Source organism: Mesorhizobium sp. M0208 (genome assembly GCF_040322015.1).
Lineage (GTDB): Bacteria > Pseudomonadota > Alphaproteobacteria > Rhizobiales > Rhizobiaceae > Mesorhizobium.
The window spans coordinates 74704-87352 of the sequence record NZ_JAMYSP010000012.1 but is presented as its reverse complement, the minus strand read 5'-3'; the positions used below and the strand labels follow the sequence as shown (position 1 = coordinate 87352).

At 61.5% G+C, this 12649-nt stretch carries 13 protein-coding genes; 3 read left to right on the top strand and 10 right to left on the bottom strand.

Annotated features, from left to right (window positions below; all coding sequences use genetic code 11):
- Positions 1-157: 157 nt before the first annotated feature.
- The 9 genes from NKJ17_RS14615 to NKJ17_RS14575 all read right to left on the bottom strand — a co-directional run bounded on the left by NKJ17_RS14615 (position 158) and on the right by NKJ17_RS14575 (position 8064).
- Positions 158-931, bottom strand: coding sequence for a sulfite exporter TauE/SafE family protein (locus NKJ17_RS14615; RefSeq protein WP_352689249.1), 774 nt, complete (start codon positions 929-931; stop codon positions 158-160).
- A gap of 188 nt (positions 932-1119) precedes the next feature.
- Entirely contained in the window at positions 1120-1821 is a 702-nt protein-coding gene (locus NKJ17_RS14610) for a LamG domain-containing protein (RefSeq protein WP_352689203.1), read from the bottom strand.
- Positions 1822-1825: 4 nt separating this feature from the next.
- Positions 1826-3223, bottom strand: coding sequence for an ABC transporter permease subunit (locus tag NKJ17_RS14605; RefSeq protein WP_352689201.1), 1398 nt, complete (start codon positions 3221-3223; stop codon positions 1826-1828).
- Positions 3210-3890: an ABC transporter ATP-binding protein gene (locus NKJ17_RS14600; RefSeq protein WP_352689200.1), complete on the bottom strand. Its 681-nt coding sequence runs from the start codon at positions 3888-3890 to the stop codon at positions 3210-3212. The genes NKJ17_RS14605 and NKJ17_RS14600 overlap by 14 nt, the downstream gene beginning before the upstream one ends.
- A 125-nt stretch (positions 3891-4015) precedes the next feature.
- Positions 4016-4912, bottom strand: coding sequence for a DUF1259 domain-containing protein (locus NKJ17_RS14595; RefSeq protein ID WP_352452040.1), 897 nt, complete (start codon positions 4910-4912; stop codon positions 4016-4018).
- Between the two features lie 39 nt (positions 4913-4951).
- Positions 4952-5422 carry a chromate resistance protein ChrB domain-containing protein gene (locus NKJ17_RS14590; RefSeq protein ID WP_352452041.1) on the bottom strand — a complete coding sequence of 157 codons (471 nt, stop codon included), beginning with the start codon at positions 5420-5422 and terminating at the stop codon, positions 4952-4954.
- Positions 5423-6009: 587 nt separating this feature from the next.
- Positions 6010-6828 (bottom strand): DUF1259 domain-containing protein, encoded by an 819-nt coding sequence (locus tag NKJ17_RS14585; RefSeq protein ID WP_352689198.1) that lies wholly within the window; start codon positions 6826-6828, stop codon positions 6010-6012.
- A gap of 26 nt (positions 6829-6854) precedes the next feature.
- Positions 6855-7226, bottom strand: a complete 372-nt coding sequence (locus NKJ17_RS14580) for an APC family permease (RefSeq protein WP_352689197.1) — start codon at positions 7224-7226, stop codon at positions 6855-6857.
- A 46-nt stretch (positions 7227-7272) separates the two neighbouring features.
- On the bottom strand, positions 7273-8064 hold the full coding sequence (locus tag NKJ17_RS14575; protein WP_352689194.1) for an APC family permease: 792 nt from the start codon (positions 8062-8064) through the stop codon (positions 7273-7275).
- A 189-nt stretch (positions 8065-8253) separates the two neighbouring features.
- Here NKJ17_RS14575 and NKJ17_RS14570 point away from each other — a divergent pair, with 189 nt between their 5' ends.
- From NKJ17_RS14570 to NKJ17_RS14560, 3 genes are all read left to right on the top strand, one after another.
- A complete protein-coding gene (locus NKJ17_RS14570) occupies positions 8254-9231 on the top strand; it encodes a chromate resistance protein ChrB domain-containing protein (protein WP_352689191.1) in 978 nt (325 codons plus the stop codon).
- A 9-nt stretch (positions 9232-9240) separates the two neighbouring features.
- Complete coding sequence (gene chrA, locus NKJ17_RS14565) at positions 9241-10650, top strand: chromate efflux transporter (protein ID WP_352689188.1); 1410 nt, start codon at positions 9241-9243, stop codon at positions 10648-10650.
- Between the two features lie 81 nt (positions 10651-10731).
- Positions 10732-12033, top strand: a complete 1302-nt coding sequence (locus NKJ17_RS14560; protein ID WP_502906553.1) for an MFS transporter — start codon at positions 10732-10734, stop codon at positions 12031-12033.
- On the opposite strand, the gene NKJ17_RS14555 is transcribed toward NKJ17_RS14560, so the two are convergent.
- Complete coding sequence (locus NKJ17_RS14555) at positions 11980-12522, bottom strand: hypothetical protein (protein ID WP_352689185.1); 543 nt, start codon at positions 12520-12522, stop codon at positions 11980-11982. The genes NKJ17_RS14560 and NKJ17_RS14555 overlap by 54 nt on opposite strands.
- Between the last annotated feature and the right edge of the window lie 127 nt (positions 12523-12649).

Here is a 12649-nt window from a genome sequence, read left to right as displayed (position 1 = left end):
TTCGAAGAGCCCTGTATGATGCGCGCGGACGGGAAGCGCTAGCTCTTTTTGACGGCGACCTTGTCGAGGGCTGCGCGCAGGCCTTTTGCCAGCTTCTGCGTATCGCGCGACCGGCAAACCAAGCTACGGCGCAGCGCTCCAGCCAACATCGACATTGTTAAGACATTCCTGTGGCCGCGCGCCAGGCCTGCACAACGAAGCTGTGCTGGTTCCAGATCATCAGCGCTCCACTCACAGCCATGAGCGCGACCACTAGGCGGCGGAACTGTCGTCCACTCAGGTGTTCGAGCCAGGGCTTGGCCAGCAGATTGGCAAGCGCGGCGCCCAAACCCGCGGCTAAGCCGTACATGACCGCCTGACCACCGAGCGCGCCGAGTCCGGTGAATACTGCGATCTTGACGACATCGGTCACAAACGAGTTCACCGATTTCGTGGCGACCAACGTCTCCTTCTCCGAACCGTAGTTCAGATAGAGCGAATTCAAGACGGGTCCCACCGTGCCCATCAGCGCCGACAACAGCGCGACGATCAGGCCGGCCGGGAGGAACCACCAGCGGCGGGCTCGGTAGCTCCGCTCGCGCGCCCCGCCGCGAAATTCCCAGACTGCACTGATCAGATAGATCCCTATGAGTATCTGGAGCCATTCCGCCCGACTGTTAGCGAACAGCCAGGAGCCCGCCGCGGCGCCGGCGATGGCGCCGGGCAGGTACCAACGGACCAGGCTCCAATCGATGTCGCGCCGAAAGGCCAGGGCGCGGACGGGATTGCCGATGAGCTCGGTCAAGGTGATGACCGGCGCAACCGCCGCGCTCCCTGTGATGGAAGTCACGGCGGGGATCAGCAATAGACCTCCGCCTCCGGCCGAGAGGGTGTTCAGCGTCCAGGTGAGGAACCCCGCCAACGCCAGGAGGCCTAGTCTAATCCAGTCCATCGGATCAGAACGAAGCGGGCCTCCGATCGTTCCGAACGCATCGGTTCGCAAAAACCCGGCCCGCCTTTTGAGTCTCGTGTGCGATGGAAATAATCACCCGTTACCGGGCCAAACGCGGGCGCCCGGAAGACCGGACTCCGGCGCACCTTACCGCCGATAGCTTTGAAAGCTGGTTGAAAGCGTACCGGCTAACCAGCCGGAGTTACGGTGAAGTCATCAAAATACACGTGACTGTCGGCCTTCGACCACAAGCCAACACGCCCGGTCACCGGCTCAGGCAGCGTGTCCTGCAGGTAGAGCTTGCCGTCGACATAGCCTTCGACCTTGGTGCCGGCGATGCGCACCTTCAGGTCGTGCCATTCATGGGTTGAGGTTGGGGTGTTCTTGACCCAGGTCACCGACGAGCGTTTCCCCTTTTCGAACCTCCACAAGACAAGATTGTTCTCCAGAGGGTTGGCGCGAATCGTGAGATAGTCGCCATTGGGCTTAAGGTTGAACAATATCCCTGCACCCTGGTCGATGCGGCCGCTGATGCCTTCGAAGCGGACGCTGATCTCTCCATCGCGGAAATCTGGCGTGCGTTCAAAGACCGCGTAGGGGAAGTATGCATAAGCCTGGACGCGGTCGAGAAACTCGGCATACCGCTCCCCATAGAGCGCCCGTGCCTTGTCGGCGAGGCCGGCGGAGGTCTGCCCCTCCTTCCATTGGCGGCCATCGACGGCCAACACCTTGTTGTCGCCTTCAGTTTCAATCCGCCAAATGCCCACCACGCCGGGCATAGCCTTCGAATCTGCGCCAACTTCCTCGTCCGAAAAGTTCACGATGCTGCGCTGGCCGGCAGAAGCTGGCAGCAGCAAGGCCACCAGGCCGGCAGCTGCGGCGACTGTCACGAGGCTATGTGAGATTTTCACGGCTGATCTCCTTCTGGCTTGAAGCGTATTCGATGGTCGGTACCCGGCGGCACCGCCACCAGGCGACCCCGATGAGCAGCGGCAGGCCGCCAAGGAACCAGGGAAGCGCGATCCAGGGCGCGGCGACGAGCGGATAACCTGGATAGTCGTCGGTTCCTGTGACCGGTGCGAGCAGGGGCACGTTTGCGAGCCCGTAGAGGAGCGGCAGAATTTCCTCGGTGCCCGTCGATCGGCTGACAGCCGACCGGCCGCCGTAGCCGTACTCCACTTCACCATACGACTCGTCGCTTGCGCTGCCGACAGCGCTCTGCTGGTCGCCTGCAGGACGGATGATAATCCGGGGAATGATCCGCTCGAGCTTCGACAGGATGCTGGTCTGCAAATCCGCATACCGGGGGTCTTCAGGTATCAGGTGAACGGTGATGGTCAGCTGCTTGCTGAGCTGCGCCAGCGCCTGCTCGTCGGCTAGCGAGAAAGAGTTCCGCCGGTCCTCGGTCGAATCCACCGACCATCTGATCTGGGCTGCAGCGACCAGCACAAGGCAGGTCGCCGCGATGCAGACGACCGAACGTGCAACCTTGGTGCGCAGGGCAACGCCCATCGGGAGCCAAATGGTAGCGAGCGCAGCAAAACCAAGAATCGCAGCGAGCACCCCGACGACAAGACTGATCGACAGCAATCCGAGCTCAAAGGTGTGCAGCGTTTGGGTGAGCGACAGCCACGACGACCAGCCAAGGAGGTCGGGTTGGCTGGCCGCCGCGAAGTCGATGACCCACGATCCAATCGTGAAACCGAGCGTGACAATCGCGGCGGTTGCCGCGCTCTCGGCAAGCGCGGCTGCGAACAATGCAATGGCGCCGACCAGTAGCCCGTAGAGCAAATGTCCGAGAACAAGATTCAGCGTCTCGGCAACGAACAGGTGTCCGCCCATGAACTCCCAAATCGCGAGCGCAGAGATCGCAGGCACCGCGGCAATGAGCCAAGCTGCCGAGACGGCAACCAGCTTCGCGCCAATCAAGGTCGGCGTTCGATAGGGCAGTTGGATCAGGAGCCGCAAGGCGCCGGACTCCTTTTCGTTGCCGAGCACGCGTATGGCAACAAAGGGAAACAGCAGTGTGACGGCGACGTAGAAGCCACCGAACGTCGGGACCAACACGCCGTCAAGCGGTGATAGCGCGCTCGCGAGCCCCGACGCGTCGAGCGCCGTGGCGCTCGCGTTGCTATAGAGCGATACGGCCTGAAAGAAGCTGAAGCCGATGAGAGGGCAGAGTATCAGCAGCATTATCCAGAGCGGCCGGCCGCTCGCCATTTCCCGCAGCTCCTTGGCCAGCAAGGGGCCGAAGGGAGCGCCGAGCGGTACGGCTGTCTCAGGTGAGCGCAAGGAAAACCTCCTCCAACCCACCGGAGGAAATTCCCGCACGCGCCCGCAGGTCGCTCAGGGATCCGATGCCGCGTACGCGGCCGTCCGCGAGCAAGACGAAACGGTCGCATATGCGCTCGGCATCGAGCAGTTGGTGTATCGCGAGGACGAGGCTGCGCCCCTGCGCCGCGACCTTGCGAAGCACGCTCATGATCTCGCGGGTCTGTCGTAAGTCGAAGCCGTCAAAGGGCTCGTCCATCAGCAGCAAGGGATGCGGCGTGATCAGGGCAAGCGCCAGCATCAGTCGACGGGCATACCCCTTGGACAATTCAGACACGCGCTTGATTAACACCGGTGCAAGTCCGACGGCCCCGACTGTCTCCGCGACGTCGAGGTGCGATGTCCGGTAGACATCAGCGAAGAACGCAAGAACATGTTCGACGTACTGGTCGCGCCAGGGCCGCAGGCCGTCGGGAAGGAAGAAGATCGACCTGCGGCGCGATGCAGGCGGCAGAGAGGCGCCGTGCCGGAGAATCGTTCCCGAGTCGGCCGGAAGAAGGCCGGCGATCGCTTCCAACAGCGTAGTCTTGCCGGCGCCGTTCGGCCCGATAAGACCGAGAACTTCGCCGGCCTCCACGTTGAAGGCAACATCCGCCAACGCGGTTTGCTCGCCATAGCGCTTGGTCAACGCACCGACCTGAAGGGCATATCCTCCCTCTTGCCGTGTAGCGATTTGCACCTTGTCAGACATCCGGCTTCGCATCAACATCGGCTGATTCCCTCCCGGCGTGCGATCGCGCGGAGGCCCAATATCTAGCTCTTCTTGACGGCGACTTTATCGAGGGCCGCGCGCAGGCCTTTTGCCAGCTTCTGCGCGTCGTCATTCGCCCAGAAATGCATGAAGAAGAGCCGCGGCTCTTCATCGAGCATGTGGCTGTGCAGGGCGGTAATCTCGATGCCGTTATCCTGCATTGCCTTGAGAACCGGATTGACCTCCTTGGCGGTCAGCACAAAATCACCCGTGATCGCTGCTTTGCCACCGCCCGTCGACTGGAAGTTGATCGCTAAGGCCGAGCCCAGGGCGGCCGGCACGTCCATACCATTTTCCTTGACCGGTTCGGCGCGCGGGATACTGAACTGGTAGACGCCGCCATTGACCTTACCTTTGTAGCCAATGGCCTTGTCGACGGCCGCCGTGTCGATCGGCTGGGTGGATGCTTCCGATTGCGAGGCACCGGACGCGGCATTCTCCATCGGGGTCTTTGTCAACGCCAATCCGGCATGAAGCGCAGTGGCGAGCGTGACGGGATCACCCTGGCCGAACACGTGCATGTAGAGCGTCATCGGCTCCGCGCGCAGCAGGTGGTTGTGCACTGCAGTGATCTCGATCCCACCTTCTTGTAGCTTCTTCATGACCGGGTTCACCTCGTCCTGCGTCAGAACGATGTCGCCCATGACCATCGCCTGGTTCACCATTGGCTCGAACGCGATCCAGCCTCCGAGCGCAAATCCTGGCTTCAGGGATATCCCATCGAGGGATACTTTCAGGTCGGTTCGTGGCAAGCCCACCCTGTAAACGCCGCCAGGCATTTCCGTTCCGGATTTGCCGAGTGTCTGCGCGACTATTTGCCAATTGGGTGCAGCCGATGCCGGTTCGAGCAGCGCCGAGACCGCAATCAGCATTGCGCCGCTCATGAGTTTTGCTTGCATGGGAGTTCTCCTTGTGATCTGCCCCCAATCGCCCACCGGTCAAGCCACAGCTGGTTTCATGGCAGGTGGCCAGCTGTGCGTCTCCGCCTTGCGGCGCGAAGCCCAGGCATAGAGCGCGTCGTAGATGACGAAGCCGTGCTTCAGCACTTCCTGGTCGTCGGGCGTCACGTCCCTGAGCCCCATCGAGATCGCAAGCAGCCCCGCAGACTGTGGCGTCAAATCGTGCCGATCGGTGTCGGCGCCGCGCACGATCGAGGCGATCGTCACGATCGCCGGATCGCGCTCGAGGCCGTATTTCGAGACGAAGGTATCGAAACTGCAGCCGTCACCCACATGCGTGAACTCGACACCGGGCACGTCATACGGTGTAGCGCCAGTCTCCTGGGCAACCGGGATCACCCGATCCGGCGGCACGAACAGGAATTCTGGCTCCTTGTCGATGAAGCGGGCGATCAGCCAGGGACAAGCAATACGGTCGATGACCGGACGTTCGCGGGTAACCCATTTCATGGCCTTGTCTCCCTTTTGGTTGGCGCCACACAGCGCGGCCTACTGCTGCGATACCAACAACGCTACGCTTGGATGAAGAATGATACAAGTGTTACATATTATTTAGCCCGTGATACGGTTCATTTATGAGTGATGGCGAACCGAATGGAACAGCGCTGGCTGCTCCTTATCCATCAGCCCATCAGCTGCCGAGCAAGCCGGCCTTCCGGGTGAAGATCTGATGGCGCGCACCGAAATCCTGCGAGCCAAGGCGGGACATGTTCTGGACATCGGCGCCGCGCTGGCGGTTACCCTGCTCGGCCGCTGATCCGGAGATAGGTTTTCGATCTTGGCCGACCCGTGTTTGGGGTCCGCCGTGACATCGACTGGATCGATGCCAACGGCAGTTCCCAAGAGATGTGCCGTTCGGCCCCGCCAGGATCGACGAGTATGGCAACTTCGACGGAACCGCCACCCAGGCCGACCTTCCCACCGCCGTCGCGCCGCCAACCCGAGCGCTGCGCCGAAGTTCTTCACTCGATACATCATCGCTGCCATCAATCGCGAGCGCGCGGCGGTCGCGTGACTCCTGTGGCGACTGCAACAGACTATTGCTGTGTGTTGAGCGCCCGCCTCAAGCTCTGCGCCAACGCCTGAGCATTGCCGATGCCCCAGTAGTGCAAGAAGATGATCCGCGGGTCTTCAAAGAACATGTGATTGTGCACCGCGATCACTTCAATCGCTCCAGCTTGCAGTTCACGGATGACCGAACGGACTTCATTTTCCAGCATCGCAAAGTCGCCGCAGACCGCGGCGCGCTCGTCCGTGCCCTGAAAGGCTAGCCATGTGTTGTAGCCCATTGCCGCATCAATATTGAGCTCGCCACAGCGTGTGCAGACGACGGGCACGGATGGGCGCCCCAGGACAAACTTGAGCACGCCGTCCTTGCTCTCGCCCTTGTGCTCGACAATCGCCTCAAGCGGCGGCGCGTCCAAGCTACTGTTCACTTTCTTCATGGCAGGTTCGACAGGATGCTTCCGGCGCACGATTTTTATCGCTTCAAAAATCCTATGCGCTCCTGTCGCTAACGCAGTTTCATCAGCCGTACCCTCGACATGCATAAACATCACGCGCGGCTGTTCGCGGACGAAATGATTGTGTAGGGCTGTTACGTACAGGTTCGCCTGGATCGCTGCGGCCATCGCGTCCTCGATTTCATCTTCGAGCACGACGATGTCGCCCATCAACGTGGCATGATGTGCCCCCTGTTTAAAACTGACCCAGGAGGTGAGGCCCATAAACGGAATGATCTCAAAGCCGTCCAGGGTCACTCTCATTTCACTGCGCGGGACCGATAACTTGAGCACGTCCCCCGTGGTCTGTCCCTTCAGTCCGGTAAGGGATTCAATAGCTTGGGTATTGAGCATCTTAGACCTCCTCGTTTCATCTAGCACTAGCCGAAACCAAATTTCGGTTGGCGCCGCACAATGAATCGAGTGCCGAACGCCATCGCGAGCGTCACCATTCCAATTATAAGGTGCAGGAGTGGTATGAAAAAGAGCAGTGTGAAGCAGCAAGCCAGGCCCAACCAAGCGAAGAAGGGCGAGAATAGGCGCTGCTCCTTGCTTAAGTGCAGAGCCGCGTAGTGGGTAATGGCAAACCAAACCAGCAGGTAAAAGCTGGCGAGCGGCAAAACCTGACGCAGGTCGAACACCAGCACCACTGCAAAGACGAGCACGCCGACGGCAAGTACTGCGTGACGCGGCACCTTGAAGCGCGGATGGACCTCGCCGAGCCATTTCGGCAATTCGTGCGCCTCGCCCATCGCGAGCGCCACACGCGAGACGCTGAGCAGATCGCTAACGAGTTCGTTAATCGATGCTGTCCATGCGGCCCCCAGGATCAGCCAGCCGCCCCACGACCCCGATAGCCTGCATACCTGCCTTGAAGAGAGGTACGTCATCTTTGGCCATTTCCTCTGCGCCAAGCACCCCCAGAGTAGTAGCGGCCACGGCGTAGTAGACGACGGCGGCGATCGCAATGCCGCCTAGAATGGAGAAGGGAATGGCCTTTCGGGGATCCCGAATTTCGCCCGCCATAATGGCGGTGCGCATGAAGCCGTCCCAAGCCCAGAAGAAGATCGCGGCGCCCGCCATAAATGCGAATGGCCCCTTATCCAGTGTCGGGGCCAAACGAGCGACTTCTACATGCGGAGCCGCGAAGAAGACGAATACGCCCAGCAGCGCAACGATGACCAGCATCAGGCCAATAATGACTTTGCTCGTGAAGGAGATACCGAAGGAATTCAGTGCCATGACAACGAGTACAACCGCGCCAGCCGTCAAATGTAGGGGCAGGCCAGGAATAAGTTGTGCTGAGTAATAAGCGAAGGCGAGCGATACCACGCTCGTGCCCACAATGCCCTGTCCAACATAGCAACAGCCAGCAAGGAAGGTGACCGTGTCGAGACGGAACGCTCGTGCCCAGATGAACGCACCGCCATGTCTGGGGAAATTGACGCCGAGCTGCGCGCCGCTGATACCTGTGGCCAAGCATACCAGCCCTCCTGGAATCATCGCCAGGAGAAGGGCGGGACCGGCCCGCTCGGCGGTCGCACCAAGGGCACCGAAAATACCCGTCCCGATAATCATGCCGGCAGTCATGAGCCTAGCTGCGGTGCGTCCAAGGGTCCGAGTCGCGGATGATCCTGACTGGGTAGCCCCACCCGAAGCTCTCATTTCGGCACCTCCTGTCAGGCGTCAGCGGGACAGTCTGCGAGACCGCCAACGCTACGCCTGAACAAATAATGATACAAGTGTTGCATTTAATCTTGCACGTGATACGGTTCACTTATGAGTGAGGGGGAAACGACGGAACAGCGCTGGCTGCTCCTTATCCATCGGCTGCCGAGCAAGCCGGCCTATTTCCGGGTGAAGATCTGGCGGCGGCTGCAAGGCATCGGCGCGGTCGCGGTAAAAAGCACCGTCTATGCACTGCCGGCCAATGCCGAGACGCAGGAGGATTTCGAGTGGCTCCTGAAGGAGATCGTCGCGGGTGGTGGCGAGGCGATGGTATGCGAGGCGCGTCTCGTCGACGGATTGTCGGATGCCGAGGTCCAGGCGCTGTTCGATGCGGCGCGTGATGCCGACTATGCGGAGATCGCCAAGGAAGCGCGTGGTCTCGCCGCCGAGATCGGCGCGAACGCCACGCCGGAAAAGCGTGCGGAGACACGGTCGCAGCTCGGCCGAATACGCAAGCGGCTCGCCGAGGTGGACACGATCGACTTCTTCGGCGCCACAGGTCGCCTCGCGGTCGAGGGTTTGCTCGCCGAGCTCGAGACGCATCTCGTGGAGGACCGGCCCATGACCGAGGAGTCAAAGGCGACTGAGCCGATTACTGACCTCAAGGGCCGGATCTGGGTGACACGCCGCGACGTGCACGTCGACCGGATGGCCTGCAGCTGGCTAATCCGCCGCTTCATTGATCCAGACGCCGTCATCCGCTTCGTCCCGGGCAAGAGCTATGCGGCAAAGCCGGGAGAGCTGCGCTTTGATATGTTTGACGGTGAGATCACCCATGAGGGCGACCGCTGCAGCTTCGAGGTGCTGCTCACCCGGGCCGGGCTTGATGACCCGGCGCTGCAGGCCATCGCCGAGATCGTCCATGATATCGACCTCAAGGACGGCAAGTTCGGGCGCGACGAGACGACGGGCATTGCCAGCCTGATCGCGGGCATCGCCCTGACGAATAAGGGCGACGAGCAGCGGATCGGGCAGGGCGGCCCGGTCTTCGACAATCTCTACCAGTATTTCCGCCAGAAGCGCGGGTGAGGGGAACCAATGACCAGCGCCCATGCCGTCCATCCGAATGCGCTGGGGGATGAACCTTCGCATGGCATCCCCTTCCGCGAAGCAGTGCGGGTCTGGGCGCGAGTCGCTGCGTTGAGTTTTGGTGGCCCGGCCGGCCAGATTGCGGTAATGCATCGCATCCTCGTTGAGGAGAAGCGCTGGATCGGCGAGACGCGGTTCCTGCATGCGCTAAACTACTGCATGCTGCTGCCAGGACCGGAGGCCCAGCAGCTCGCCGTCTACATCGGGTGGCTCCTGCATAAAACCCGAGGCGGGCTCGTGGCCGGCACACTGTTCGTACTGCCCGGCGTCCTCGCCATCATGGCGCTGAGCTGGATTTATGCGATTTTAGGCAATGTCGGCGCGGTGCAGGCGCTTTTCTTCGGTCTGAAGGCCGCCGTCCTCGCCATCGTGCTCGAGGCGGTTATCCGGGTCGGCAAGCGAGCGCTCAAGAACAAGGTCATGATAGGCCTCGCCGCCGCCGCCTTTATCGGGCTCTTCCTGTTCCATCTCCCGTTCCCGCTCATTGTCCTGACGGCCGGAGTGATCGGGTACGTCGGCGGGCGGGCCGGGCTGGCAGCGTTCATGGCGGGCAACGGCCATGGCAAGGTCGGCGGCAAGCAGGTCGCCGACGCGGAATCGGCGCTCGGCGAAGGCATTCCTGCCCATGCTCGCCCGCCGGTCAGCTGGTCGTTGAAGATCGGAGGTGTGTTTCTGGTGCTATGGCTGGCACCTGTCCTCGGCCTTTTCGTGCTGTTCGGGTCCGGCAATGTCTTCGCCGATATCGCGGTCTTTTTCTCGAAGATGGCGGTCGTGACCTTCGGAGGCGCCTACGCCGTCCTCGCTTACGTGGCGCAGCAGGCTGTCGATACATATGGCTGGCTGAAGCCAGGCGAGATGCTGGACGGCCTCGGCATGGCGGAGACGACGCCTGGCCCCTTGATCATGGTGACCCAGTTCGTCGGGTTCATGGGCGCGTATCGAGCGCCGGGATCGCTTAATCCGCTGCTCGCTGGAACGTTGGGCGGCCTGCTCACCACCTGGGTCACCTTCACACCTTGCTTCCTCTGGATATTTGTCGGTGCGCCGTTCGTGGAAACGTTGCGCAGCAACAAGGCCTTGTCCGCCGCGCTGGCGACCATAACGGCAGCCGTGGTGGGCGTGATCCTGAACCTGGCGGTGTGGTTCGCGCTTCACGTTCTGTTTGGAGCACTGCGCGAGGTCAAAGGGTTCGGCATGACGGTCGATGTGCCCGCATTCAGCTCCGTCAATGTCCCGTCCCTCGTCCTGACATTGGGTGCGCTGCTAGCGGTGTTTCGCTTCAAGATCGGAATGCTCCCGGTGCTCGTCGGCTGTTCGATCCTCGGCCTGCTCTACGGGATGGCAACGGGAGCCATCTAACCCGTGCAGCCAGCGCCGCTTACCAGTGGTGAGGAGGCATCGTTGACGTTACAGTGGCTCGCGCACGGTTTGCGCAAAGCTATTTCGAAGCGGCGCTTCAGGCTCCTTCCTGCCGGTGCTGAGCCGACTGCTGCGAACCTGCTGATATCAAGGGGACTGCGGGCGTTCGGTGACGGTCTGGTCAGCATCCTGCTTCCCGCCTATCTGGCCACGCTCGGCTTCGACGCCTTCGAGATCGGAACCCTGTCGACGGCGACGCTCGCGGGCTCAGCCGTCCTCACCCTGGCTGTTGGGATCGTCGCGCATCGCTTCTCCCGTCGAGCGCTGCTGACCGCAGCGGCTGTCCTGATGATAGCAACGGGGGTCGTCTTCGCTGTCGTTCACGACTTCTGGCCGCTGCTTCTCATCGCGTTCGTCGGCACGCTGAACCCATCTTCAGGGGACGTCAGCGTGTTTCTACCGCTCGAACATGCGCAGCTTGCGCAGAGCGTCACCGACCGCGACCGCACGGCGCTCTTTGCGCGCTACAGCCTCATCGGCTCTTTCGCCGGCGCCGTCGGAGCGCTGGCCGCAGGAGCGCCCGACTTTCTCCGCGACGCCATCGGCCTGGAAATGAAGCAGGCCCTCCAGGCAGCTTTTCTATTTTATGCCTCACTTGGGTTGGCGGCGGTGCTCCTCTATCGGCGGCTGCCGAGTGACGCGCCTGATGCAGGCAAAGTGTCGGCGCAGCCATTGCGCAGGTCTCGCTCCATCGTTCTGTCACTCGCAGCGCTCTTCAGCCTCGACGCTTTCGCAGGCGGCTTCGTCGTCCAATCGTTGTTGGCCCTCTGGCTCTTTCAACGGTTCGGCCTGTCGCTCGCCGCGACCGGCGCAATCTTCTTCTGGACGGGTGTCCTTTCGGCTGCGTCCTATTTGGTCGCTGTGCGAATTTCCCAGCAGATCGGACTCGTAAACACCATGGTGTGTACGCACCTTCCGTCGAGCCTCTGTCTGGTGCTCATCCCGTTCATGCCGAGCGTCGCTCCGGCTATCGCTCTTCTGCTGATTAGAAGCGCGCTGTCGCAGATGGACGTGCCGACTCGCACATCGTACGTCATGGCCGTGGTGACGCCCGAAGGGCGGGCTGCCGCGGCGAGCATCACCGCCGTCCCGCGCAGCCTCGCGGCGGCCGCCAGTCCAGTCCTCGCAGGGGCTCTCCTTGCCGTCTCCAGCTTCGGCTGGCCCCTGATCATCGCCGGTGGGCTGAAAATTATCTACGACCTTCTGCTGCTCGCGACATTTCGCAGTGTTCGCCCTCCAGAGGAGCACGGGGGCGGGAGGAATGACATGTCAGTCGGCCATGATCGAACTGGCAACGACGCGCGGGTTTCCTGGTGGCGTTGAAGGCACGACCACCAGCCGGACAAATTGCTTACGTCCGCCGGCAACGAGGATGTAGAGACGCGAGAACTCCTCCGTATCGCGATCTTCGGCAATCTTCTCGGCATCCGTACGGGTGAAGAAACTCTTCCGAAATGCTTCTTGATCGACATCGGGAAATGCCAGCGTACACGTCTGCACCGGTTTGCCGCTCATCGTTGCCTTGGTGGTGCCGATGATGGTTCCTGCTGGCAATCCTTCCTCCGCTTCGGCCACCAGCCATGCCTCCACTGAGGTTGGATTAGCGATTGGCGCGAGTTCGGCGAAGCCTGCTTCGGCAATAAGTGTCCACCTGCGTTCGTGCGCGGTCTCTATCATGCGCTCGAAATTGGGACCCTCGGCCAGACAGGTACGGTGAAATTGTTCGACAGCCTGATCCGCATCACTGGCGGCCTGCGCCGGCGACATCGTCAGACCCAAGATGGTCCCTGCCAACGTTAGAAATCGGAACATGTCTATCTCGCGTAGCTGATGTGGACGAACCACTTATCCTGAACGGGCTACGACACTCGTTGTTCCGGACTGTCGGCGCCTGCATGGCCGGTATCTTGATGGAGGCGCGAAGCGCCTGCGCAGTTGA